Source organism: Nostoc sp. S13, from assembly GCF_029379315.1.
Classification (GTDB): domain Bacteria; phylum Cyanobacteriota; class Cyanobacteriia; order Cyanobacteriales; family Nostocaceae; genus Nostoc.
This window is the reverse complement of record NZ_JAQYWQ010000005.1, coordinates 1-23,097: the sequence shown is the minus strand read 5'-3', so window position 1 is coordinate 23,097 and position 23,097 is coordinate 1. Positions and strand designations below refer to the sequence as shown.

The 23,097-nt window shown below is 42.4% G+C and carries 18 protein-coding genes, 1 tRNA gene and 3 pseudogenes; 7 read left to right on the top strand and 15 right to left on the bottom strand.

Annotated features, from left to right (window positions below):
- Positions 1–31 precede the first annotated feature (31 nt).
- The gene (locus PUQ00_RS02705; protein WP_300412908.1) at positions 32–1,336 is read left to right on the top strand and encodes a dihydrolipoamide acetyltransferase family protein; all 1,305 of its coding nucleotides are present in this window, start codon (positions 32–34) and stop codon (positions 1,334–1,336) included.
- A gap of 355 nt (positions 1,337–1,691) precedes the next feature.
- A pseudogene (locus tag PUQ00_RS02700) lies at positions 1,692–2,571 on the top strand (Rpn family recombination-promoting nuclease/putative transposase).
- 8 nt (positions 2,572–2,579) lie between these two features.
- Here the strand turns inward: PUQ00_RS02700 and PUQ00_RS02695 are convergent.
- The 4 genes and pseudogenes from PUQ00_RS02695 to PUQ00_RS02680 all read right to left on the bottom strand — a co-directional run.
- Positions 2,580–3,392 (bottom strand): methyltransferase domain-containing protein, encoded by an 813-nt coding sequence (locus PUQ00_RS02695; RefSeq protein WP_300412906.1) that lies wholly within the window; start codon positions 3,390–3,392, stop codon positions 2,580–2,582.
- A 107-nt stretch (positions 3,393–3,499) separates the two neighbouring features.
- Entirely contained in the window at positions 3,500–4,399 is a 900-nt protein-coding gene (locus PUQ00_RS02690) for an AraC family transcriptional regulator (protein ID WP_300412904.1), read from the bottom strand.
- A 208-nt stretch (positions 4,400–4,607) separates the two neighbouring features.
- Positions 4,608–5,114: pseudogene (locus PUQ00_RS02685) on the bottom strand (RtcB family protein); the annotation flags it as partial.
- A gap of 142 nt (positions 5,115–5,256) precedes the next feature.
- Positions 5,257–5,931, bottom strand: a pseudogene (locus PUQ00_RS02680) (RtcB family protein); the annotation flags it as partial.
- A 484-nt stretch (positions 5,932–6,415) separates the two neighbouring features.
- Here PUQ00_RS02680 and PUQ00_RS02675 point away from each other — a divergent pair.
- The 3 genes from PUQ00_RS02675 (at position 6,416) to PUQ00_RS02665 (ending at position 8,194) form a co-directional block, all read left to right on the top strand.
- Complete coding sequence (locus tag PUQ00_RS02675) at positions 6,416–7,144, top strand: HAD family phosphatase (RefSeq protein WP_300412902.1); 729 nt, start codon at positions 6,416–6,418, stop codon at positions 7,142–7,144.
- Positions 7,145–7,209: 65 nt separating this feature from the next.
- A tRNA-Ala gene (locus PUQ00_RS02670) sits at positions 7,210–7,282 on the top strand.
- 132 nt (positions 7,283–7,414) lie between these two features.
- The gene (locus PUQ00_RS02665; RefSeq protein ID WP_300412900.1) at positions 7,415–8,194 is read left to right on the top strand and encodes an SDR family oxidoreductase; all 780 of its coding nucleotides are present in this window, start codon (positions 7,415–7,417) and stop codon (positions 8,192–8,194) included.
- Positions 8,195–8,246: 52 nt separating this feature from the next.
- Here PUQ00_RS02665 and PUQ00_RS02660 read toward each other — a convergent pair whose 3' ends face one another.
- From PUQ00_RS02660 to PUQ00_RS02650, 3 genes are all read right to left on the bottom strand, one after another.
- The gene (locus PUQ00_RS02660) at positions 8,247–10,193 is read right to left on the bottom strand and encodes an amino acid transporter (protein WP_300412898.1); all 1,947 of its coding nucleotides are present in this window, start codon (positions 10,191–10,193) and stop codon (positions 8,247–8,249) included.
- A gap of 314 nt (positions 10,194–10,507) precedes the next feature.
- Positions 10,508–10,801: a hypothetical protein gene (locus PUQ00_RS02655; protein ID WP_300412896.1), complete on the bottom strand. Its 294-nt coding sequence runs from the start codon at positions 10,799–10,801 to the stop codon at positions 10,508–10,510.
- Positions 10,802–11,180: 379 nt separating this feature from the next.
- On the bottom strand, positions 11,181–11,450 hold the full coding sequence (locus PUQ00_RS02650; protein ID WP_300412894.1) for a hypothetical protein: 270 nt from the start codon (positions 11,448–11,450) through the stop codon (positions 11,181–11,183).
- A gap of 94 nt (positions 11,451–11,544) precedes the next feature.
- Here PUQ00_RS02650 and PUQ00_RS02645 point away from each other — a divergent pair, with 94 nt between their 5' ends.
- Positions 11,545–13,215, top strand: a complete 1,671-nt coding sequence (locus tag PUQ00_RS02645) for an MBL fold metallo-hydrolase (protein ID WP_300412892.1) — start codon at positions 11,545–11,547, stop codon at positions 13,213–13,215.
- A 187-nt stretch (positions 13,216–13,402) separates the two neighbouring features.
- On the opposite strand, the gene PUQ00_RS02640 is transcribed toward PUQ00_RS02645, so the two are convergent.
- The 8 genes from PUQ00_RS02640 to PUQ00_RS02605 all read right to left on the bottom strand — a co-directional run bounded on the left by PUQ00_RS02640 (position 13,403) and on the right by PUQ00_RS02605 (position 20,957).
- Positions 13,403–13,714: a DUF6679 family protein gene (locus PUQ00_RS02640; protein WP_012408115.1), complete on the bottom strand. Its 312-nt coding sequence runs from the start codon at positions 13,712–13,714 to the stop codon at positions 13,403–13,405.
- A gap of 627 nt (positions 13,715–14,341) precedes the next feature.
- Complete coding sequence (locus tag PUQ00_RS02635) at positions 14,342–14,560, bottom strand: hypothetical protein (protein WP_300412890.1); 219 nt, start codon at positions 14,558–14,560, stop codon at positions 14,342–14,344.
- A 182-nt stretch (positions 14,561–14,742) separates the two neighbouring features.
- Positions 14,743–15,531: a Nif3-like dinuclear metal center hexameric protein gene (locus tag PUQ00_RS02630; RefSeq protein ID WP_300412888.1), complete on the bottom strand. Its 789-nt coding sequence runs from the start codon at positions 15,529–15,531 to the stop codon at positions 14,743–14,745.
- Positions 15,532–15,570: 39 nt separating this feature from the next.
- Complete coding sequence (locus PUQ00_RS02625; RefSeq protein WP_300412886.1) at positions 15,571–16,320, bottom strand: hypothetical protein; 750 nt, start codon at positions 16,318–16,320, stop codon at positions 15,571–15,573.
- A 296-nt stretch (positions 16,321–16,616) separates the two neighbouring features.
- The gene (locus PUQ00_RS02620; RefSeq protein WP_300412884.1) at positions 16,617–17,030 is read right to left on the bottom strand and encodes a secondary thiamine-phosphate synthase enzyme YjbQ; all 414 of its coding nucleotides are present in this window, start codon (positions 17,028–17,030) and stop codon (positions 16,617–16,619) included.
- 860 nt (positions 17,031–17,890) lie between these two features.
- A complete protein-coding gene (locus PUQ00_RS02615; RefSeq protein ID WP_300412882.1) occupies positions 17,891–18,973 on the bottom strand; it encodes a glycosyl transferase in 1,083 nt (360 codons plus the stop codon).
- A gap of 14 nt (positions 18,974–18,987) precedes the next feature.
- Positions 18,988–19,512 (bottom strand): ATP-binding protein, encoded by a 525-nt coding sequence (locus PUQ00_RS02610; RefSeq protein WP_300412880.1) that lies wholly within the window; start codon positions 19,510–19,512, stop codon positions 18,988–18,990.
- A gap of 254 nt (positions 19,513–19,766) precedes the next feature.
- Positions 19,767–20,957, bottom strand: coding sequence for an aminotransferase class V-fold PLP-dependent enzyme (locus tag PUQ00_RS02605; RefSeq protein ID WP_300412878.1), 1,191 nt, complete (start codon positions 20,955–20,957; stop codon positions 19,767–19,769).
- A gap of 263 nt (positions 20,958–21,220) precedes the next feature.
- Between PUQ00_RS02605 and PUQ00_RS02600 the strand changes: the two genes are divergently transcribed.
- Entirely contained in the window at positions 21,221–22,681 is a 1,461-nt protein-coding gene (locus PUQ00_RS02600) for a TM0106 family RecB-like putative nuclease (protein WP_300412876.1), read from the top strand.
- The last annotated feature ends 416 nt before the right edge of the window (positions 22,682–23,097 follow it).

The following is a 23,097-nucleotide window of genomic DNA, read 5'->3' as shown; positions in this document are numbered from 1 at the left end:
GTCCATAAACCATTGATTCCCAAACCACCCTATGAGCATTCACGAAGTATTTATGCCGGCGCTGAGTTCTACCATGACGGAAGGCAAAATCGTTTCCTGGGTGAAATCGCCAGGGGACAAAGTGGAAAAAGGCGAAACAGTGGTGGTTGTAGAGTCAGATAAGGCAGATATGGATGTAGAAACCTTTTATGAGGGATTTCTTGCCCATATCATAGTTGAAGCTGGTGAAACTGCCCCGGTAGGATCTGCGATCGCCTTTATAGCCGAAACGGAAGCTGAAATTGAACAGGCGAAATCTCTTGCCAATTCCGGCGGTGTGGCTGCAAGTGCTACCTCATCTCCCGAAGCAATCCCCGCCGCCAGAGCCTCAGCCGCAACACCTGCCTTAGTGTCTCAAAACGGGTCTAACCACAAAGAAGGAAGGCTTGTAATTTCACCCCGTGCCCGCAAATTAGCCAAAGAACTCAAAGTTGATTTAACTACTCTCCAAGGCAGTGGTCCCCACGGTCGCATTGTTGCCGAAGATGTAGAAGCATTGTCCAATCAAGGCAAACAACCCGCCCCTGCCCCATCTGCGCCACCAGCACCCGTACCAACCAGCGCCCCAGTTGCACCCCCAGCACCTCGGACACCAGCAGCCACACCAGTAGTAGCGGCTGTTCCTGGTCAAATTGTGCCTTTAACTACCTTCCAAAATGCCGTAGTGCGGAACATGGTAGCCACCATATCCGTGCCCGTCTTCCGTGTCGGTTATACAATCACCACCGATGGATTAGACAAACTTTATAAACAAATTAAATCCAAAGGCGTGACAATGACAGCGCTACTGGCGAAAGCTGTAGCGGTGACATTGCAAAAACACCCGTTGTTAAATGCTAGCTACTCAGACCAGGGTATTGTTTATCATTCTGATATCAACATTTCCGTAGCAGTAGCGATGGATGATGGCGGATTGATTACGCCTGTGCTACAAAATGCAGACGCAGTGGATATATATTCTCTATCGCGTACTTGGAAGTCTTTGGTAGAACGTGCGAGGGCAAAACAATTACAGCCCCAAGAATACAACAGTGGTACTTTTACCCTGTCCAATTTGGGGATGTTTGGCGTAGACAAATTTGATGCGATTTTACCGCCTGGACAAGGTTCAATTTTAGCGATCGGGGCATCCCGTCCGCAAGTGGTAGCAACACCCGACGGTTTATTTGGTGTGCGCCAACAAATGCAAGTCAATATTACTTCCGACCACCGGATTATTTACGGTGCCCATGCTGCGGCGTTCTTGCAAGATTTAGCGAAATTGATTGAGACGAATCCTCAATCTTTGACAATGTAATTTTGAAAAGACACCAAATTTAAATGTTAGCGCTATTAGCGAGCAGTAGTTTGTCGTAGAGTAGCGCTAACAATAAACAATCCTTAATAAGTAGTCGGACAGAATTAATTACACAATGTCATTGCGAATGAAGCAAAGCGGAATGTTCGCGGAGCGTCTCGTAGAGAAGCAATCGCAAGGGTTTGGGATTGCTTCACGACCTTCTCAATGACTGTAAATATTTTTGTCCAGTTACTTACCAATTCAAAATTGAAAATTTAAAAAGCCTGATTTCATATGAGTTTCCAGGCTTGTATCTCTCATATTTTTTTAATTGGTATAAGCTGAAATTTTTTATGTTCAAACTGACATCAAAGTGACATACGACAACACCCTAAAATATCTGGTTGAGCAGTATCCAGAAGATTTTCTCCGCTACTTACTCGCATCAGAGGCAACGAATATCCAGATTCTCAAAACAGAATTAAATCAAGAACCAATTCGTGCCGACTCAGTAACCTTTTTGCAAACTGCCAATCAAATACTGCATTTAGAAGTTTCAAACCTTACCAGCATCGACACCACCCTTACCACTGCGGATGCTGGACTATTGGGTGCAGCTATATCGACAATACAATTGCGATATCGAGCAGGTAGTGATTTTCCTTAAACCCAAAACTTCAGAAGCTGTATTTGTAGATCAATTTACTGCCCGCAATACTACCCACCGTTACCGCGTCATCCGAATTTGGGAACAAGATCCAGAACCCTTACTGTTATCTCCTGGTTTATTACCTCTGGCAACTTTGGCGCGAACAGATTCTCCTCAAAGCTTACTTCAACAGGTAGCAGTTCAGGTGAGTATGATTGAAGAAGCAGCTACCAAGCAAAGTATCTCGGTATGTACCCAACTTCTAGCAGGGTTGGTATTTGAGCCGGAACTCATTCGTCAGTTTTTGAGGAGAGAAGATATGAGAGAATCTGCCATTTATCAAGAAATTCTCCCAGAAGGACTTCAAAAAGGGAGAGAACAAGGTATTGAACAAGGTATTGAACAAGGTATTGAACAAGGAAGACAATCAGAACTGAGGCTAGTGATGCGTCTATTAACTCGTCGGCTTGGTTCAATTAATTCTCAGTTACAATCTCGGTTGCAAGAGTTATCCCTGGCTCAGTTAGAGGACTTAGGTGAAGTATTACTAGATTTTGTCAGTGAAGCTGATTTAATGAATTGGCTAAATACAATAGAAAGTTAGAGTTTACTCTAAACCTTTCGACCAGTTACAAAAAAAGTCAGATTTTCATACCAAGCTCCTTCCTCGGTTGCTTCTGCTTCAATTTTTTGACGATACTCTGCTTTTAATTGTGCCATTTGGTCTGATGAAACTTGTAACAAGGGATTTTCTCTGGGATGAAACCATCCTCCATTCCATTCTCTAGCTTGCTCTAGATTACGGTAGAAACCTAGTTGTTGGATCTTCACTTGAATATCTTTAAAACCAGCTTCTGCAAGCAGATAATCGCACTTTTCAGGAGTTCCTGTTGGTTCATTGATATTTGTCAGCAAAATATCATGTTTGTCACAAATATTAATTATGAGTGGCGCTCCACAAGATTGCTCAGAGCAACAAGAAAAACCTACAACTCCCTCTGGTTTTAGAAAACGATACCATTTACTCAGAGCAGCAGGAATATCTTTAAAATATACTATAGCTGTAGAGCAAAGAATTACATCGAAACTCTCATCATTGAAGTCGATATATTCAGCATCGGCTTCAATGAGTTCGATATTTTGCAAGCCTAATTCTTCAATTTTCTGTTGGGCTTGGGCTAGCATCCCTGAAGAAAAATCTACTCCAGTTACTTTTCCTTCAAAGCCAACAATTTGTGCAATAGCTATGGCAATGATACCTGTGCCAGTTGCCATATCTAATACTTTTTGTCCCTTTTGCAGTTGAACTAAATCTAGTAGAGGCAGAGCACGATGAATTGTGTAATCGTTGTCGTAGCTATTTCTGCTATCAAAGAAATCAATTACTTTTTTCTTATACTGTTGCTCGTATTGGCTATTTTGCATGAGATTTTCAATTTTCACTGGTCAATTATCAGAATAAATTGCGAGTGACACTCCTGTCTTCTAAAAACTTGCTTTCAAAATGTTGAAATCTTGCAAAATTTCAACATTTATATCATGTCTCTATATGCTTTGGGTGTGATTCCAATATGCTTATGAAAAATGGTAGTAAAATTACTTTGGCTAGAACAGCCAACTTGAAGTGCAATTTCGATAATAGGTAATTGAGTATAAGTGAGTAAAAACTTAGCTCGCTCAATCCGACATTGAATGACGTATTGATGTGGAGAAAGACCGATTAAACGTTTAAACCAACGACAGAATGAATAGGAACTCATATTCACTAGACTAGCCAGTTTTACTAGCGTTAATTCTAGTGCTAAGTTGTCATAAATATAATCAATTACCTGCCGTAATTGACGCTTAGAAAGATTGACCTCAAACTCTGTAATTAGTTGCCGTATTCCAGAATAAGTTTTGAGGAGATGGGCTGCTAGAGCAATAGCAACTGATTCACCATATAGTTTACCACATGGACATCCGGCTTCAAGCTCTGCTTTGAGTGCCATTCCCAGATGAAGAATTTGCCGATCGCAGACTCCGCGCTGTGGGATAATTTCAATAGTGGGATTGCTTCCAATGATTAGCTCATCTGCGACTCTGTTAAATAGACTGGAATCAAAAGAGACTAGGAGAAATTTTATTTCCTGATGCCAACGGGCTTGAGTCGGAATTCCCTTTGGAGTAACATTAACCCAACCTCTCCTCATCTGCGTACTGTGTAACCTTCCACCTGCTAATCGCCAGTCTATTTGACATGAATTACCAAGCCAAATATTAATGCTGTGCTGCTGCAAGCAAAGCTCTGGACATTCAAAGGCGGGTAAATGATGCTGTTCAAGCACAATCCCGTTCCAGTGATTAATGCTGGACAAAATAGGAGGTTTGTTGCTCATGGGCACAAGATTTCCGTTTGCCACATGAATGGCTGAGAGTTGTTCAGATTTCATCTTATCTACTTACTTGTAAACTACTACAAAAAAGATAATAAGCTAATACGTGACAAAATTACCCCATTAATTTATTTTCGCTAAAGCTGACAAATGACTCTATTTGTTGAGTCGATTCACTTAAAACAATCATTTCTTCCTCAGCGTACCTTAGCGTCCCTCTGCGTTTAAAAAAATAAAAAAGTGAGCAATTGCCCACCCAAATGATTTAACCTTTTACACACACAACTTGTTTCAAGGTAGCAACTATTTCAACCAGGTCTATTTGTTGATTAATCACCTCATCTATCGACTTGTAAGCACCAGGAATTTCATCCAATACACCCTCATCTTTACGGCATTCTACACCATTTGTTTGCTCAATCAAATCATCAAGTGTATAGACATTTTTTGCCTTATTTCTTGACATTAACCGCCCTGCCCCGTGAGAGCAAGAACAAAAACTATGAGCATTCCCTTTACCCTTAACAATGAAAGACTTTGCCCCCATCGAACCAGGAATAATCCCATAATCTTCAGTCTGGGCGCGGACTGCACCCTTACGGGTAACATATACATCCTCGTCAAAATGCACTTCTTTTTCGGCGTAATTGTGATGACAATTAACCTGCAATAAAGGTTTAGTTGCCTTCCCACCTGCCAGATGCTTCTCAACTATGTGCTTAAAACGCGCCATCATCACATCGCGGTTGACACGCGCATAGTTTTGTGACCATTAGACCTATCCACAAATAAACCTCAAAATAGCTGAAACCCTTACATAGCTGACTTTTTAGCTTATATAAAACAGGAACCTCTAAAACCCTCTCCAGAGCTAGGTTTCAGCCAAATAAAGTTCTCATTTCCGGATAAGTCTATTGCAAATCGTGCCAGTATGCTTGGAATTCTGGCGTTCCAACGACAAAGTGAGCCAAATCCAGGTCAGGCAATTTATTACCTGCCATATGAGCTAATTCTCTGGCTGTGTGAATATGACACTGGGCTAGTTTATTGCCGATGTTGCGTGAACCAGAATGCAGCATTAGCCAAACTTGATTCTCTGTATCAAGGCATACTTCAATAAAGTGGTTTCCTCCACCGAGAGAACCCATCTGTTTCATCGCTTTACTTTGCAGGTCTTGCACCCCGCGATGCAAGTTTTTAAAATCATCCCAGCGTTGCCAGTTGGTAACAAATTTTTCAACGTCTTTATTTTCGTTAAATCCAGTAGGAATTGCTGCTTCAATATCCAGGCGAATTTTCTTCAATTTACCTTCTAGTTGTTCGGCAGTAAATACTGTTTTGATAGCGCTCATCCCACAACCAATATCCACACCGACAGCAGCCGGTATAATTGCCTCTTTCGTCGCAATTACAGAACCCACTAAGGCACCTTTTCCTAAGTGAACATCTGGCATCAAGGCTACGTGCTTAAACACAAATGGTAGCGATGCCACATTCTTTGCCATCTTAGTTTCTTCTGGGCCTAAAGAGTGATTTGCCCAAGATAAGACGGGTATTGGTGTGGTAATTTCTAACTTCTCGTAAGGCATAATTTCTTCTATTTTAGATTTTAGATTGGGTATAGGGCATTGATAATTATCGCTATGGTTTATAACCCATTACCTAGTTAGTTGTAGCAATTTAAATGTTGTACTGTCTTTCCTTTGGCTCACTTAATTTTCGTAAAGCTGAAGAACTACTTTTAGAAGTTATATTTATGTACTACAAATGTAACAAAATAAGTTACAAGCGTCAAGCCGATCGCCACGACAATCAGGTATCATTACCAGAACTACCAATTAGGGTGTCGTTGCCTAAGCTCGCATAAAGAGAGTATGCTACTGGTAAAATATGGGTGCAGTCGGATTTGAAGCTGGGCGATCGCAGGATGTATGATGGATAAATCAGGTAACTAGCGGCATCAAACCAATCGCAACCGAAAATGCCCGCCAGTACACTCCGACATCAATCAGATACCACAATAGATAATAATGATTTGGAGGGACTTGGATCTCCAGTATTTGGCATAATGGCATGAGTTTAAAGGCAGTTCTCTTTGATTTTAATGGTGTGATCATTAACGATGAGCCAATCCACCTGCAATTGATAGATGAGATTCTCATTGAAGAAAATCTTCAACCCCAACGCGTTGATGAGCGTCAAGCTTCTCTTGGACGCAGCGATCGCGCTTGTTTTCAGCAACTACTCGTTAATCGTGGTAGAGTCGGTAACGAAAACTATTTAACTCAGTTACTGTACCGCAAAGCCCAAGCCTATACGGTGGAACTAGAGAAAATAGAGAAACTACCTTTATATCCAGGTGTAGAAGATTTAATATTTCAGGTACGATCGCAGAATCTGAAACTAGGATTAGTTAGTGGCGCGATTCGCAAAGAGATAGAATTGGTACTCCATCGCGCCAAACTAGCCGAACATTTTAAAATTATCGTCGCGGGTGACGACATCACCACCAGTAAACCAGAACCCGATGGTTATCTACTGGCAGTAAAACACCTGAATCAAGAATATCCGGAATTGAATCTTCAACCATACGAGTGTTTGGCAATTGAAGATACCCCAGCAGGTATCGAAGCGGCGAAGCGATCGCAAATGCAAGTTGTTGGGGTAGCGAATACATACCCATTCCACATGCTCCAGCGCTGCTGTAACTGGACTGTTGATTATCTCAGTGATTTGGAACTCGAACGCGTGCAGAAAGTTTATTCTCAAAAACAACCTCAGCCATCGGTAACTGAATGTTAGAATAGTCTCTGGTGATAATGTCTTGAGTTAATGAGTGATATTACTCTTGACTTGGCACAGATTAAGGGGAATTAGCTCAGTTGGTAGAGTGCTGCGATCGCACCGCAGAGGCCATCGGTTCAAATCCGTTATTCTCCATGTCCATTAAATAATTATTTGTCAGTTTTAGTAAAGTCGATGAGCGGAAAGCTTCTCCCCGATTAAGCTAACTTGCTAAATTGCTGAATTGTGTATTTAAATTAACACTGGACTCTTAATTTTTTACTAACAATGACTTCCCTACAAAATCAAATTATTTTGATCACTGGTGCAAGTAGTGGTATTGGTACTGCTTGTGCAAGAATCTTCGCTGGTGCAGGTGCAAAACTGATCTTAGCAGCACGACGGTTAGAACGTTTGCAGCAGCTAGCAGATACTCTTAATAAAGAGTTTAGTACTGAAATTCATTTGTTACAGCTAGATGTGCGCGATCGCCAGGCTGTAGAAAAAGCCATTTCCACTTTACCCACCGCCTGGTCTGACATCGACATTCTCATTAACAATGCTGGTTTAAGTAGTGGTTTAGACAAGTTGCACGAAGGCAGCTTTCAAGACTGGGAAGACATGATTGATACTAACATTAAGGGTTTACTTTATCTTTCCCGCTATGTTGTTCCTGGAATGGTGAGTCGCGATCACGGTCATGTGGTAAATTTAGGTTCCATTGCTGGACATCAAACCTATCCTGGTGGCAATGTCTACTGTGCTACCAAAGCTGCTGTGAGAGCAATTTCTGAAGGTTTAAAACAAGACCTGTTGGGAACGCGGGTACGTGTAACTTCCGTTGACCCTGGTATGGTAGAAACGGAATTTAGCGAGGTGCGCTTTCACGGAGATAGTGAACGCGCCAAGAAAGTCTACCAGGGAGTTACACCTCTAACAGCAGATGATGTGGCTGATGTCATATTTTTCTGCGTGACGCGATCGCCCCATGTCAATATTAATGAAGTTGTGCTGATGCCTGTTGACCAAGCTAGCGCTACTTTAGTTAATCGGCGAACAGAAAAGTAACCCATCTTAAGAAGATTAATTTGTTAACACTTCAATCAACCATGATGCTTACTTAACCCCCGACATGAACGCCAGGACGCCTGTGGGAATTCTTTTCAGCCCGACGGAGTACTTCACGGGTAACTACAGCAATATCACCCTCCCCAAATAAAATAAAACGCAGTAGGTATTGTATGGGATTGCCTTCAACCCAACCGAAGTAGGCATGGGGAATCTTACCTGTTTGGTCACGAATATAGAGCAGTAAAGCCGCGATCGCATTCGGTACTGCTGCACTCTCAGCCCGTAGGATGCGGTAATCACCAACTTGCACCCCTGTTACTTTGATCACATCCGCAAACTCCGAAGCATCTGATACATGAATCTCTAGAAAAAGAATTGGATCGTTGGGTGGAATATGGTTGTCCTCGCGCACCTCTTTCTCTTTCATAAAATACTCTAGTACATCGCCCTTATTCAACCGATTTGCAATCAGCCGTATTGCTCCCTGGCTCTCTTCGGCAAGGAATTGATCAGCAAGTTCGTCAACTTCGATCCGCTCTGTTCGCAGTTCCGTTGAACGCCAAACACGAGAAACCAGCGAGGTAAAAATGATTGTACCGATGAAGAACCCAGCGATCCTAATACCTTCTGGTCTTTCGATGATATTGACAACAGTAGTATATATAAACAACAGTGTGATGATTCCAAAGAGGAGTTTTGCCCGCTTCTCTCTGTGACGATGGGCTGATAGGGTGACGGCAAAGGCAGCTGAGGTAATCAATACAAGCACACCAGTTGCATAAGCCCCACCTTGAGCTTCGACATTTGCCCGGAAGATAATTGTGACAACAAAAGCGATCGCTGTGTAGACTAATACTAAAGGTCGCGTGACTCGTGCCCAATTCGGTGCCATGCCATAGCGTGGTAGGTAGCGAGGCACAATATTCAGCAGCCCTGCCATTGCAGATGCACCTGCAAACCACAAAATGGAAATAGTACTTAGATCGTAAATTGTGCCAAAGGCATTGCCTAGATGCATATGTGCTAAATAAGCAAGGGCCCGTCCGTTGGCTTTGCCCCCAGATGCAAATTCTGCGGTTGGAATCAGGAGAGTGGTTATAAAGCTGGTGGTGAGCAAAAAGAAGCTCATAATCAGAGCAGCAGTGGTGAGCAGCTTGCGTGTATTGCGAAGCCGCCCTTTGGAATCCTCTTGAGTGTCGCTGCTACTACCTTTTACCAGGCCCATAACGGTGACGCCAGTCTCAAAGCCTGACAATCCCAGCGCTAGCTTGGGGAATATGAGGAGAGCGATGCCGATTAGTATCAAAGGGTTGGAATGGTGTGCAAAAAGTGCAGTGTGCCAATTAGCGATCACTTCTGGGTGAATTAGGATCTGATACAGACCGACGCTAACGACAATGGAGTTTAACACCAGATAAACTCCTACCAAAACTACTGCAATCCCAATCGCTTCTCGGAAACCTTTGAGGAAAACTGCACCTAGTAATGCAACTAATATGAGAGTGATAGCGATCGTCTGATTGTGCAGCCAATTTGGAGCCAGTGGATTTTCGATGATATGGGCTGTAGCATCAGCAGCCGACAGGGTAATGGTAATAATAAAGTCGGTTGCCACAAAGCCGAGTAGACACAGCACCAGTAATTTGCCTTGCCACCAAGGGAGCAAACGCTCTAACATTGCGATCGACCCTTCACCATGAGGGCTTTCCGCAGCAATGCGCCGATAGATTGGCAATGCTCCAAACAGCGTCAGCAAAACCAGAATCAGGGTAGCCAGAGGAGAAAGAGCGCCAGCTGCCAGTGCTGCAATCCCAGGTTGATAGCCAAGAGTCGAGAAATAATCTACACCAGTCAAGCACATCACCTGCCACCAAGGATGCTGGCGATGTGGTTGTTGCTTGCGGTAAGGTCTTTCCTTCTCTCGTCGGTCTTCTTCAAGCAACCAGTGGATTAACTGCCTGCTGAGGCGTTTTGTTGAAACAATTGATTTAGCCATCAAATACGGTTGTGTTGCAAAAGTTGGCTTTGTGATTTTTTTAAGCCTTTGTGGTTTATTAAAATTTTCAACTACAAAGATATAGCACTATATATTGTAGATTAAGCATCCTGTCCAATTTACAAAATAATAGTAGCTGCTTGTAGTTGTCTAGCGTATCAAGATAAATTCCAGCTTTTGGTATGGGAAGAATCAATAGTGTACCCGTATATTTTCGGTTTAACGAGCCATTGGGCATAAGCAGAAAGCCACTAGCGCACCGCTAAGGGTCGATCGACTCGCTAGTGTAGCTTTTGGGTAGGGAAGTTAGTTGTTCAATCACTACTTTCGGCTGAACGCCGCTCTGGATCGAACACATCTGCGATCGCAGATTCCACGCCTTGTTCAGCGAAAGTTTGTGCTTTTTCTAGAAAACGGGTCAACGCCACTACATCGTCTTCTAAGCCGCGTAATTGGGCGATCAGCAGACGACCGATTGCCGGCAACAAAAATCCTATAGAGGATTGCGATCGCTCTAATATTTGTTTACATCTAGATCGATGGACAGGTTGACCGAAAAGTTCTACAATCTGACTGATTGCGGTAAATTTACCTATTGTCCAATCCACATAAGCATAGTAAAGATTTTCTAGTGATTGCGTTTGATTGCGGAAGCACTACATTAATATAAGAAAGTCTTGAATAAAGGACAGCAAACTAATGGATGTAAAGCTGATTTTAGCTGGATTAACAGTTATATTTACGCTTTCGTGCTTATTTTTTGGTACGAAAAATGGATTTTATGATTCAGATAACTATCACGGCAATGGCTCTGCACATTGAGATAACTCTGTAGACACTTGAACGACTTCCCATAGGGTGAGTTGGCTAAGAGCGCTCAGAACTTCTAAAGGGAAATTGAAGGAGGCAGAAGGCAGTTCTTGCAGGAGGCACTTATGTTTTACCTCAGTTGGGGATTGGAACCCGACAATAGGGAGAGCCACCAAATTAAAAATTTGGTGCTATTGTCTTAAACCCTTGCTCACCAGAGGTCGCGGCAGGAGACAGAGTAAAGCCGGAGCCACTCCGCCTCCAGAGCAGTTTTCCGCAAGCTCGAACTGCGCTCTGCCTGCTGCCTTCTTCGATAAACAGCAGGCAAACTGCTTTAGCTCCTAGTTTGATGGCTTTGTTGTTAGCCCACCTTTCCGAACCAGTGCGGGTTCGGTGGAGGCGTCCTCCCCAATCAAAAATCCGTATTCTCAGGGTGTAGGGGCGCATGATAAAACTTACCCCTAAGTCACAAAACCAAAACTTGCGTAACTTTTGGCTTTTGGGATATGTCCATGATGATCAGGTTTGAGGGGAGGAGAGCATGAGGGATAATCTGTCGGCATCCTCTCGCGTAGATGCTGCGGAAGCGGGTAGTGAATTAGAATGTTTGCCCTATAGTGTCCAGCATGACAATGAGGGTGTGTGCTTATTGGTGAAGATGGGGCCACACCGCATTTTGTTGGACTGTGGTTTAGAGGATATTTCATCGCTGGCAAAGGGGCTTACTAAGTCGGTAGGTGGTGGTAGTTCGCCCCTACCAGCAGATTTAGTTTTGATTAGTCACGCTCACCCAGATCACGCCAGAGGCTTACTGGCACTGCATAAAGCTTTTCCAAAGTTACCTATTTATGGCAGTGAAGTAACCAGCAAGTTACTGCCGCTAAATTGGCTAGACGAAGAAAGAGAGAAAATTCCCCAATTTTGTCATGCCTTGCCGTTGCGATCGCCTGTGGAATTTCAAGACGGTCTGGTGGCAGAATTATTTCCCGCAGGGCATCTACCCGGGGCAGTGGCAATTCTACTTACCTACACCACCCAACAGCGTACTTACAAGCTACTGTATACAGGGGACTTTTTCCTGTCAAACTCCCGCCTAGTAGAAGGTTTGCGTTTAGAGGAATTGCGGGGCTTAGACTTAGATGTACTAATTATTGAAGGTAGTTATGGTACATCTCGTCATCCTCACCGCCGCAACCAAGAAAATCAACTAGCAGAGCGAATTAATCGGGCGATCGCTGACCATTGTTCTGTCATCCTTCCCACCCCGGCTTTAGGATTGGGTCAAGAACTGCTAATGCTTTTAAGGTCACATCACTACTTTACCGGACGAGATTTAGATATCTGGGTAGATGGTGCTGTCGCCACTGGTTGTGATGCGTACCTAGAATTGCTACCCCACCTCCCCCCATCAGTACAGAACTTTGCCCGCCATCAACCCTTGTTTTGGGATGAACGGGTGCGTCCCCGCGTGCGTCGTTTACAACCAGAACATCGTCCCACTGTGGGCAAGTCACCTTGTATAGTCCTTACCGACTCTAAAGATGATTTGGGTAAGCACTGCCAACTAGACACAGGCCCTTGGCTGATTCTCCTACCAGAAAAGATTGATATAAAAGTTAACAAAGAATATTTAGCACCTACCAATGTCGAAACCTATCTTTTGGCTCAACATAGTGATGGCCCTGGCACTACGCAGCTAATTCATAATTTGCGACCCCAACACGTCGTTTTTGTCCACGGTTCTCCTGCCTACTTGGCAGACCTGACTAGCTTAGAAGAGTTACAAAACCGCTACCATGTACATTCTCCAGCAGCTGACACCTTAGTAGAACTGCCCATCGGCGATACATTTTTACAACCAGCAGCACCAGAAACTAACTATGAAGGCGAACTGACAGAGTTGGAAACAGTAATCACGATCACCATACCCAACGTGATTACTGCCGATCCGCGTTGGCGACAATTTGCCGATACTGGTTTAATCGAAGCTCGTTGGCAAGGGGAAGAATTAGTATTAAGGGGATTGTCCCAACGAGAACTGCTCAACCAAAATAGCGATCGCTATACATGGACAGATGTAGACTGTTGTGGTACTTGCCGACATCAAAGGGGGCAGAGGTGTTGGAACCCAGCCTCCCCGTTGTATAACTTTAAGGTAACTCTAGAAGGTTACTGTCCTGCTTTTGAAGGTTTATCTAGTCCTGAGTCCTGAGTGCTGAGTGAGGATTTATTACTCAGCACTCGGCCAGAAGTCAGAGCGGAAAATCCGGTCTTAGGGTCTCCCCAAAAAGAGCAATTTTCCAAGAGAGCGGCGGCTTTTGCCGTTGGTACAGCCCGCCGCCGGCTTCTGAACTTCTCCCCTTAGGAGATGCCAAGGGCGAATGGTGACTCAGCACTGATTATTCTGGATTCGAGTCAGTGTAACGGTTGTGGATGCGTTCAGCTTCGGGACAATCTTCTGTCATCAGAGGTTCCACATTACCGCGTGGTACTGAAGCCAATTTTTGCGTTACAGCACCAATGCTCTCGAGGCGAACCATTTCTTCCCAAGAACAAACTTCGTCTTCTTCTTCTGTTTCATAGCGTAGGGTCACTAAATCCCCCTCTATGTCGATGATGCGGGCGCGTTCAATCCAGCGTTGCTGGTCCCGCAAGAAAACACATACCTCGCGCCCATCGCAACAGAGTTGATAAATCTTGCGGTGTAGCATGTACTGTTTCTGCCTTTTTAAACAACGTAGTTAAACCTGTCAAAATCTGGGTTCTACCCCATTACATTACACCTTTAAGAGGTTAATTTCACCGTTCAGAACAAGTATGGTTGATGAACAAATCCCAAGATTTGCTTGGAGTTGTCAAAATATCGAGAAATGTTGGATCATCAATCAATGGTTGCTCTGGCAATGAACTCAATCTCCCTCCGGCTGGTTCTAGGGAATGTCTGCTTCATAAAAGTCAAACAATTGGATACCTGTCCTAACCAGGTTTATATTTGTTGGTGAGCCATTATTACCATTATGTAATAAAGAATACTCCAAAACAATCGTTGATTGCGGTTGTTTAACTTGCCTACTTTTAATCATTGGCATTACTGGGAAGTCCGGGGACTTGATTTTACTTTTACCCACTTGTATCTGATCTTAACGCATTCTCTTGCTGACCTTGATGGTTTTCAAGAACAAGAACCAAAGAGTTTTGAATTTTTAAGGTTTTTGCCTGATCATAACTAAGAAAAAAGCAACGAAGTATGGGGAAGAGGTAGAGGGGCAAAGAAAATGGGGGCAAAGGAGAAAGACCATGAGAAAATTCTCCTCTGTCCCCCATGTTTTGTAGGAGTATCAGCAAGATTTATATGGTAGGGGAAATTCCATAAGCACATTCGACGAGGATGCTTCTCGTTTAATTTGACCTGCGCGAACTGCATTGTATAGCGTTGCCAGGGCTGACAAATCCTGTTCCTGCCAGCATTTAGTGGCCAGCACTTGCTGGAGTAAACCCTCAGATTCAACACTAAGACATCCAGTTTGGAAGGCAGATTCAACGAGTGTGCGAATCATCTTGATTAGGGCAGAGTGAGCAATTTGTTACGTCAAGTGTGGAACATTTTTTTCTGCTACTAATTGATATGAAACATAAGTATTGTGTGATTATAATTACACGTAATTTGTGATTTGCATCACAATAATGGGTCAGCCCCAACTCTTGGAGACGCTACGCGAACATAGGGAAACATCAGCAATCAAGCAAAAAACTGGCGGAAATCTTCGTCTTTTTGACTTAATTGTACCCAGTTTAGGTTTAAGGACTGGAATTTTTGCACTAAGCGATCGCAAGCTGGACGTTCGGTAGCATAATGTCCGGCATCGATTAAAATGAGATTGCGATCGCGGCTTTCTTGAAACTGATGAAACTTACAGTCAGAAGTCAGATAAACTTGAGCGCCAGTTTTGGCTACGTCTGAAATGTAACTAGCCCCCGAACCGCCCAAAACGGCAACTCGTGAAATTGTTTGCTGTAAATCAGCAGTTGGGGAAAAAATCAAATTAGGGGGAGCAAGTCGGGTTTTAATGGCTGTGAGTAATTCCTGTAATGTTAGAAATGGCTCTAGCAAACCAACACGACCATATCCTAATCCTGCTTGTGTAGGTACTATGGGACTAACTTCTTTCAGTTCTAAAATCTGAGCCAAAACGTCAGCAGTACCATCCTGCACTTGGTCGAAATTGGTGTGAGCAGTGTAAATACCAATATTGTGAGTAAAAGCTAACCGTACCATTTCGGCGATCGCTTCACCAGTGCGTAAAGATTTGAGAGGAGTAAAAATTAAGGGATGATGGGCAAATATCAGATTAGCATTCAGAGCGATCGCTTCTTCGATTACTGCCAAAGTCGGTGTCAAACACACCAAAACCCGTGTTTTTTCCTGCAAAACTCCTGGTTCAATCTGCCAGCCACAATTATCCCAGCTTTCACACCAAGCGGGATTTGCCCATGCTTCAAACCAAGTAATTAAATCAGCAATTTTCATAATTATTTTCTTCAGCAATTTTTAATTTTTAATTGCTAATTAGTGTCTCTGTGGTTGAATATCTAATTTTAATGCTAATTGCTGGCGCATTTCTTGGAAAGGTTTGTTCCATACAGGGCTAGCATTCCAGTTCCACACTGCCACCGGGATAAGTTGTTCTTCAGCAAGATAAGTTAGCAGACGGTATTCATCTTCTGGTTCACGAGAAAAAGTAAAGGGATTGCGGTAGCCAGTATCACACAGTTTATAAGATGTGACCTGACCGTGATTAATACGTTGTAAAAGTTCTTTACCTTTGACGAGCAAATAATCTAAAAAAACTAGACTAAAAGGCTCTATATGTGCGCGTTTTTGTGGTTCTTTTTGTACCCATCTGGCCCACTCAAATCCATACATAAAATCATGAACGTAACGAAAGCGCATTTCTGTTTTATTTCCGAACATCTCTGTCAGAGAAACCATCTTTTCACCAAAAGCTGTTAAGAAAGGAACAGCGCCCTCATCTGCGATTGAAGCTTGCCTAAGCATACTACTTACCAGAAAATCAAAATCCCAGAAAATGTTTTCTGGAAAACTTTTGAACTGAGTATACACTATGGATTCGAGAGTTTTATGAAGGGTTGTGAGGAATTTTATATCGGTGTTTTGTTTAGTAATCAAATTTCCTAATTCTGCAAAACTGGTAATTAATGTCTTGTGGGGATTAAGTGACAATAGGTTTACAGACTGCTGGGCAAAAATTTCATCAATAAATTTAAAAGTATGAGTTGGTGTCAGTTCTTGCTTCATAGTAATTTAAATAGCCCAGGCAGCTTACACTAAATATTAGTGTATATCGGAAAAAGTAGGTTATTAAATAACCACAAATAAACTTAACTTTCCCATTTACAAATTGATACGAATTCTGGAAATCTTTATCTGGTAACTTGGCATGAATAATCTTTATGCTCAAGTTATCACGGCGAAATGTATTTAATGCATATGACCCAGCAGGTTACAATATTATACCCAACGAGTATGCAGTATAAACAGAGTATTTAAACTCTACAAAGCTACACTTTAAATAAACTACAATTAAGAACTATCTATCCCGAAATATGAACAACTAATTCTCTTGAATGGCTGCGCTGCCGGTGTTCCCAAATATAAATTCCCTGCCAAGTTCCCAGCACCAAATGACCACGATTAATCGGGATATGTTCAGAAGTGTGGGTGAGTGCGGTACGAATGTGTGCCGGCATATCATCGGGGCCTTCTGCATCGTGGATGTATTTGCCTGATTCTGGCACAAGTTTCGCCATAAAATTAGCTAGATCCACAAGAACATCGGGATCGGCATTTTCTTGGATAACTAAACTGGCTGAAGTGTGACGTAAAAATAAAGTACAAAGACCAGTTTCAACTCCCGATTCTGTAACTATGGCTTCAACTTTTGCAGTGATATTGTAAAAAGATTTGCCAGTGGTGGAAATTTTTAGTAACTTTTGGTAGTGACTCATTTAAAACAGTAATTATTGATGACAGTAAAAGCTAATTAGCAGTTCAATCTGATTGATTTGGTTGTTGTTCTGCCGTTGGTTAATCACTAGACTGAGTATGTCTTCTCCTAAAGAGCTTTAACACCGCATTTACAGAATTTTTTAGGATGTCAGGGATGATACGTGTGTTAGGCAGATTGTGAGACAAAGCTGTAATGTTAGCCTGATGTGGCTCTGGCAGGTGCAAACTAGACATCTCCAGAAATTAAATATGCGTTATCTAGAACCCTTGTAGAGACGCGAAATTTCGCATCTCTACATTCTTTTTCGGAGATGTCTACTATTTTTAGAGATGTTGTATCGTCTTGGTTGGTATTCATAGTTTTTGTAATTCAAGAATGAAATAAACTGTTACTTGATGTAACAAGGCAACAAAGCTTATTCCGGCAGTCACAAAACTAGTATATGTCAGCCCCTTTGGGGAAGTCAAAAGTCAAAAGCCAAAAGTCAAAAATTTTGAACCCCATACTTCGACAAGCTCAGTAACCATAAATAAATTTAGTTGCTCTGAGTCAACTGACGTAGTATTTCTTGCACTACGTGTCTCGAAATAAATTTTTGATTTTCCATAAATAAATTTAGCGCCAAGTCTGAGCGGAGGTTTCGTCCGATGATAACTTTGTAAGAGAGGGGCTTGTACCTTTTTATTTCTGGTCAAGGATTGAGAAATATCTTTTACTTGCTTCTGGTTTTCATTATAAGTCTATCTCAAGTTAACTAACATCTCTGAGTGGTATTCTTGAGGTGAAAATTTCAAATATTTATTCTGAAAATCATCTTGTTGGATTTTCCATTATTAATTTACGTTGTTTTGAATAACTTTAATTAGACTGGAAATAGTTAATAACGGCATGAGCGATCGCTTCATTACCATCCTTAGCAATTGGTTGAGATTGCTTTGGTGGTTGGGGTAACTCATGTAGAAAATCCCAAGTCCCCTGGAAAAACTCAGATGAGGTGATAATTTGATGCTGGTTATAATTAGTTATGCCTTGTAGTATAAAAGTTGCTTCGGCAAAGTCCTCACGCGGCATCGTAACAATTGGTACTCCTAGTAGTGTGGCTTCAGCAAAAGTGCTGTAACCGGGTTTAGAAACGACTCGCCCACAAATAAGCATAAAATCTACAGGGCGATATTTACGGTCATTAATTTTCACTAAATTAGGTAAATCAGGGGCAGATTGATCAAAGACGATGAATTGCCAATCTGGAAATCGCCGCAGGTTATCATAGGGTATTTGCTGTAAACCCAAGCCGCCAAAGGTCAACAAAATAGTTTTTTCAACTGGTGTAGTAATTCCCCAAAGAGAACGTAAATCATCAGCAGAGTAACGGGGGGAACCGCCTGTTAAGCCGACATCTGTGATATTATTAAAAGCTTGCATCGATTCATGGAAGGGAAGACGAAACAGGCGATCGCACTTTGAATACCAATCACTAATCCAATCAGCAATTGCAGTAAATTCGCCTCCCCAATCCCGGTAGATCAAGTCCCAGCCAAAGTTACTCATCATCCAGCAGGGGATATTTGCAGCTTTGGCAAACCCAGAAGCGAGGAAAGGAATATCTGCCAAGATGAGATTAACGCGATTTTGGCGGATAAAATTGACTTCTGAGGCAATCAGCGAATTTTGTTGCTTCTTAATATCGAGCAACTTTTCTAAAGTCGCTACTTTATCCATTGTCAAACCATCTGTTTGCACCACACCTAAATCAAATGCACGGGGACGATAGATAAAATCGCCTTCTATATAGCACTCTAATAACCAGCGTGGGGCAGTAGTCGCTAGAATTAACAGAACTTCTGGACATAATTTTTGAATTGTTGCAGCGACAGAAGCCGTGCGGGCAGCATGACCAAAGCCGTGGTTAGTTATGGCTAAGTATAAAATTGGACGTTCCATTTTAACGTTAGGAATTATAAATGATTAAATGTAGAATGTAATTGAGTTTCTAGCCAGTCTTGGATGGTGTATTCATTATTGAACAGCAAAATATTTTCATCTACTTCAGGAAGCTGAAAATTTTGTATTAGTTGTGCAAAAATCTCCTTTTTGATTCCTTGACGTTTTTTAGTCTGTTCATTCATTTGCATTCTTATATAAATTTCCTCTAGCGGAACATCAAGGTAAATTACTTTGGTTTTGTAATTATGTCGTTTTGCTACCTCTCTAAATCTGTCACGCAACCAACGAAAACAGTTTGTATCATCAAGAATGATGTCTTGTTCTAGCTGCATTAAATTGTCTAAAAGCCCAATTGCAATCTGGTGAGTATTTTCCCACTCTTCAACTGAAATACCATCTCCACCAAAACCAAGTCCTCGCTCTTTATTGATATCATCCAAACTTACATATGCACAGTTTAGGTAATTGACTATTGCTTTAGCCAAGGTACTTTTACCCGAAAATGCCAAGCCACAAAGTAAATAAAGGGTTTTCATTTAGTTCAGCAGAGTTAAGTATAGCTTCTTAGCTTGAGATAGTATAATGCACTTGTAAAAGTGCGTTACAGCACACCCTACTTATCCGAATACAAGTTCAGTTAAGCATTTATTTTTTCTCTTTGCGCCCTTTGCGACGGCAGTCGCTCATGGGGGAGACCCCCAAGACCGCGCTGCCTCTCCTTTGCGGTTCGTTAAAAAAATTTACTTTAACAAAGAGTTTTATACTTAACTAAACCGTATTGCTACTTATCCTAGATTTGGCAAAAACTGTGAATCGTCTCAACTAATAAGTCAATTTCCGATTCTAAAGTAAAGTAGTGGACGCTGGCGCGTATACAGCCAGGATCGGCAATTGTGCGAGTTAATATCTTTTGTAAGTCTAAAAATTGCACCAACTTGAGATGAGCTTGGGGCTGATTATTTATTAGTTGAAAAGAAACTATACCGCTTTCGGGTGGAGAAGTTCGCAAACATTTAATATCGGATAACGCCACTAACCGCCGCCAGAGATACTCACTGTTATGACAAATTTGCTCGTAACGTTCCTGTGACGTTCCCCATTGGTGATGAATTGCGATCGCCTCCCGTAACCCAACATACAACGGATAAGCTAATGTAGACACTTCGTATCGTCGCCCATCTGGAAGCCAATCCACAGGCTGAGATTGACTATCTACAACAATGCCATTCAAGCCAATAAATGTAGGTTTCAGGCTTTCTCGTGCTTCTGGTCGAACATACAAACCACCTGCACCCGCAGGGCCACATAACCATTTATGACCAGTGAAAGCATAAAAATCTACTCCCAATTCAGTCAAGTTTAAAGGCAACAAACCAGCAGATTGGGCAGCATCTATCAATAGTAAAGAATGATTATTTACGCATACTTCGGCAATTTTGTCAATAGGTAAAACTTGACCAGTATTCCACAAAACATGACTCAATATCACAAGACGAGTATTGGGGCGCAGGTGCTGGGCAATAACTTTTACGGGGTCGCCCTCATTTAAAGTCGCTTTTAGGGGACAGGTGGTAACTTGCACAGTGAATCTCCGCGCGATTTCCTGCGCTGTGGCAATCACGCCTGGGTGTTCGCAGTCTGAGAGCAGCATATGGTCGCCAGCCCGCCACTCAATGCCCCACATGGCGATATTACAGCCAATAGTGACATTCTGGGTAAGAGTAATTGTTTCAACTGGTGCATGTAACTCCGAAGCGATCGCTTCTCTTGCAGCTTGAGTCTGAGGTGCTATCCAGCGATACGCCTCATTGCCAAAGGGGCCTATCTGCTGAACATGAGCTTGAGTTTCGGTCATAGCATCCATTGCCCTTTGGGGCATCGGCCCTTGTCCGCCATAATTGAAATAAGTCTTATTTGCTAAAGCGGGAAATTGCTCTCGATGGCTATGCAACCTGGTTTGTGCGACAGAAGTACTGGTCATACCAATTTTAGATTTCGGATTTTGGATTAGTAATTAGTTTCTCATCTCCCTTATTCTCTCACTCCATTATTAATTAGACTTATCCACAAATAAACCTCAAAATAGCTGAAACCCTTACATAGCTGGCTTTTTAGCTTATATAAAACAGGAACCTCTAAAACCCTCTCCAGAGCTAGGTTTCAGCCAAATAAAGTTCTCATTTCCGGATAAGTCTATTGTCTGAGTTACTCCCAGAGTGTGCTAATTCTTGTTAACTTAAAGAAATGCTAATTAATGCTGAACTCCTACTGCAATACCAACGCTGTAAACGCCGGCCTTTTCTAGATATCCACGGTGACAAAAGTCAGCGCAATGCTCCCAATGAGTTGCTAAAGAAACTGCAACAGGACAAAATCGCCCATCAGATGAGTGCTTTGGCACAAATGACTTATCACCAACCAGATTATTCATACGGAAACTGGGAAAGGGGAGAGAAGGCAACTTTAGAATTGATGCAGCGTGGGGTTGAGTACATATATAAAGGAGTACTGTCAGCACCTTATTCTGAAGGATACACCTTACTAAGTCGTCCAGATTTACTGGTGAAACGGCCAGGAAAATCCTGCTTTGGAGATTGGATCTACATTCCGGCTAGTATTGAACTGGGTAAGCGCCCTAAGCAAGAATATCAAGTTGTTGCTGCATTTCACACCCAAGTGTTGGCAACAGTACAGGATTTGACACCAGAAATAGCTTGGCTGATATTGCGTACCAAAGATAGAAATTATCCTGTGGATTTGCTCAAATGGACACCACGGATGCAGCAGATTCTAGAGGAGTTTATTCAAGTTTTAGAGTTACCGAATCCGCCAGAGGTATTCATTGCCCGTCAAAAGTGCAATCTTTGCCATTGGTATAGTCAATGTTATGCGATCGCTCAATCTGAAAAACATCTCTCACTGTTACCAGGGGTAACACCCATTCGATACACTCAACTGCAAGCCTTAGCCATTACCACACTTGAATCTCTCGCTAACACCAGTCCCAGCGCCCTAGAAAACCTGCTTGGTTTTGATAGTGAAGTAGCGCCCAAGCTAGTAGTGCAAGCTCAATCTGCACTGGAAAAACGACCGCTTATTTTACCCTACCCGCTACCAATAAAAGATATTACATTCACAGCACCCATAGAGCTTTACTTCGATATTGAGGCACAGCCAGACTTAGATTTAGATTATCTTTTGGGGGTTTTGGTCGTTGATAGACTTGCCAACACAGAACGATTTTATTCCTTTTTAGCAGACAAACCAGAAGATGAAGAATTAGTTTGGCAGCAATTTTTAGATTTAGTTTGGCAATATCCCGAAGCACCAATTTATCATTTTTGTGTCTACGAGTTTGATACAGTCAAACGGTTGGCAAAGCTTTACGGCACTCCCTACGCCTCAGTGCGCCCTGTACTGAGCCGTTTTGTAGATGTGTATGAACAATTAACCCAAAGTGTAGCATTGCCCGTAGAAAGTTATGCCCTGAAAGCGATCGCTCGTTGGTTAGGATTTGAGTGGCGGGAAAAAGAAGCTAGTGGTGCCAAGTGTATTTATTGGTATGATCAGTGGCTAGAAACAGGCGATCGCACCTTACTAGAAATTATCCAAAGCTACAACGAAGATGATTGCCGCGCTACTCGCAGAGTGAAAGATTGGCTTGTTAATTTTTTTCAGGATGAATATGGTTTGCGACTAGCTTAAGTAATTTCGTATTTTCTAAAGGTTTTCAATTGGTTGGAATACATCTTATTTGTACTGGCGCACAGATATGCATCCCTAAGCGGACTTTTCACCGGTTCTGAAAACCAATACAGTTCAGTTAAGCATTTCTTGCTTCTCTTCCTTCTCTTGCTTCTCTTCCTTCTCTTGCTTCTCTTCCTTCTCTTGCTTTGCGACGGCAGTCGCTACAACTCTTGGAACCCCCCTTCGGGTTCACCAGTCGCCTACGGCGGGAAACCCGCCTACAGCGCTGGATTCACCGCAACGCGCTGCCTCTCCTTTGCGGTTCGTTAAAAAAATTGACTTTGACAAAGAGTTTTAGCCTTAACTGAACCCTATTGGTCTAATAGACTTATCCACAAATAAACCTCAAAATAGCTGAAACCCTTACATAGCTG

Bases quoted from the DNA above. Each gene is read 5' to 3' on its own strand.
- PUQ00_RS02705 (WP_300412908.1), top strand. From the start codon at position 32: ATGAGCATTCACGAAGTATTTATGCCGGCGCTGAGTTCTACCATGACG.
- PUQ00_RS02695 (WP_300412906.1), bottom strand. From the start codon at position 3,392: ATGCAAAATAGCCAATACGAGCAACAGTATAAGAAAAAAGTAATTGAT.
- PUQ00_RS02690 (WP_300412904.1), bottom strand. From the start codon at position 4,399: ATGAAATCTGAACAACTCTCAGCCATTCATGTGGCAAACGGAAATCTT.
- PUQ00_RS02675 (WP_300412902.1), top strand. From the start codon at position 6,416: ATGAGTTTAAAGGCAGTTCTCTTTGATTTTAATGGTGTGATCATTAAC.
- PUQ00_RS02665 (WP_300412900.1), top strand. From the start codon at position 7,415: ATGACTTCCCTACAAAATCAAATTATTTTGATCACTGGTGCAAGTAGT.
- PUQ00_RS02660 (WP_300412898.1), bottom strand. From the start codon at position 10,193: ATGGCTAAATCAATTGTTTCAACAAAACGCCTCAGCAGGCAGTTAATC.
- PUQ00_RS02650 (WP_300412894.1), bottom strand. From the start codon at position 11,450: ATGCGCCCCTACACCCTGAGAATACGGATTTTTGATTGGGGAGGACGC.
- PUQ00_RS02645 (WP_300412892.1), top strand. From the start codon at position 11,545: ATGAGGGATAATCTGTCGGCATCCTCTCGCGTAGATGCTGCGGAAGCG.
- PUQ00_RS02640 (WP_012408115.1), bottom strand. From the start codon at position 13,714: ATGCTACACCGCAAGATTTATCAACTCTGTTGCGATGGGCGCGAGGTA.
- PUQ00_RS02635 (WP_300412890.1), bottom strand. From the start codon at position 14,560: ATGATTCGCACACTCGTTGAATCTGCCTTCCAAACTGGATGTCTTAGT.
- PUQ00_RS02630 (WP_300412888.1), bottom strand. From the start codon at position 15,531: ATGAAAATTGCTGATTTAATTACTTGGTTTGAAGCATGGGCAAATCCC.
- PUQ00_RS02625 (WP_300412886.1), bottom strand. From the start codon at position 16,320: ATGAAGCAAGAACTGACACCAACTCATACTTTTAAATTTATTGATGAA.
- PUQ00_RS02620 (WP_300412884.1), bottom strand. From the start codon at position 17,030: ATGAGTCACTACCAAAAGTTACTAAAAATTTCCACCACTGGCAAATCT.
- PUQ00_RS02615 (WP_300412882.1), bottom strand. From the start codon at position 18,973: ATGGAACGTCCAATTTTATACTTAGCCATAACTAACCACGGCTTTGGT.
- PUQ00_RS02610 (WP_300412880.1), bottom strand. From the start codon at position 19,512: ATGAAAACCCTTTATTTACTTTGTGGCTTGGCATTTTCGGGTAAAAGT.
- PUQ00_RS02605 (WP_300412878.1), bottom strand. From the start codon at position 20,957: ATGACCAGTACTTCTGTCGCACAAACCAGGTTGCATAGCCATCGAGAG.
- PUQ00_RS02600 (WP_300412876.1), top strand. From the start codon at position 21,221: ATGCTAATTAATGCTGAACTCCTACTGCAATACCAACGCTGTAAACGC.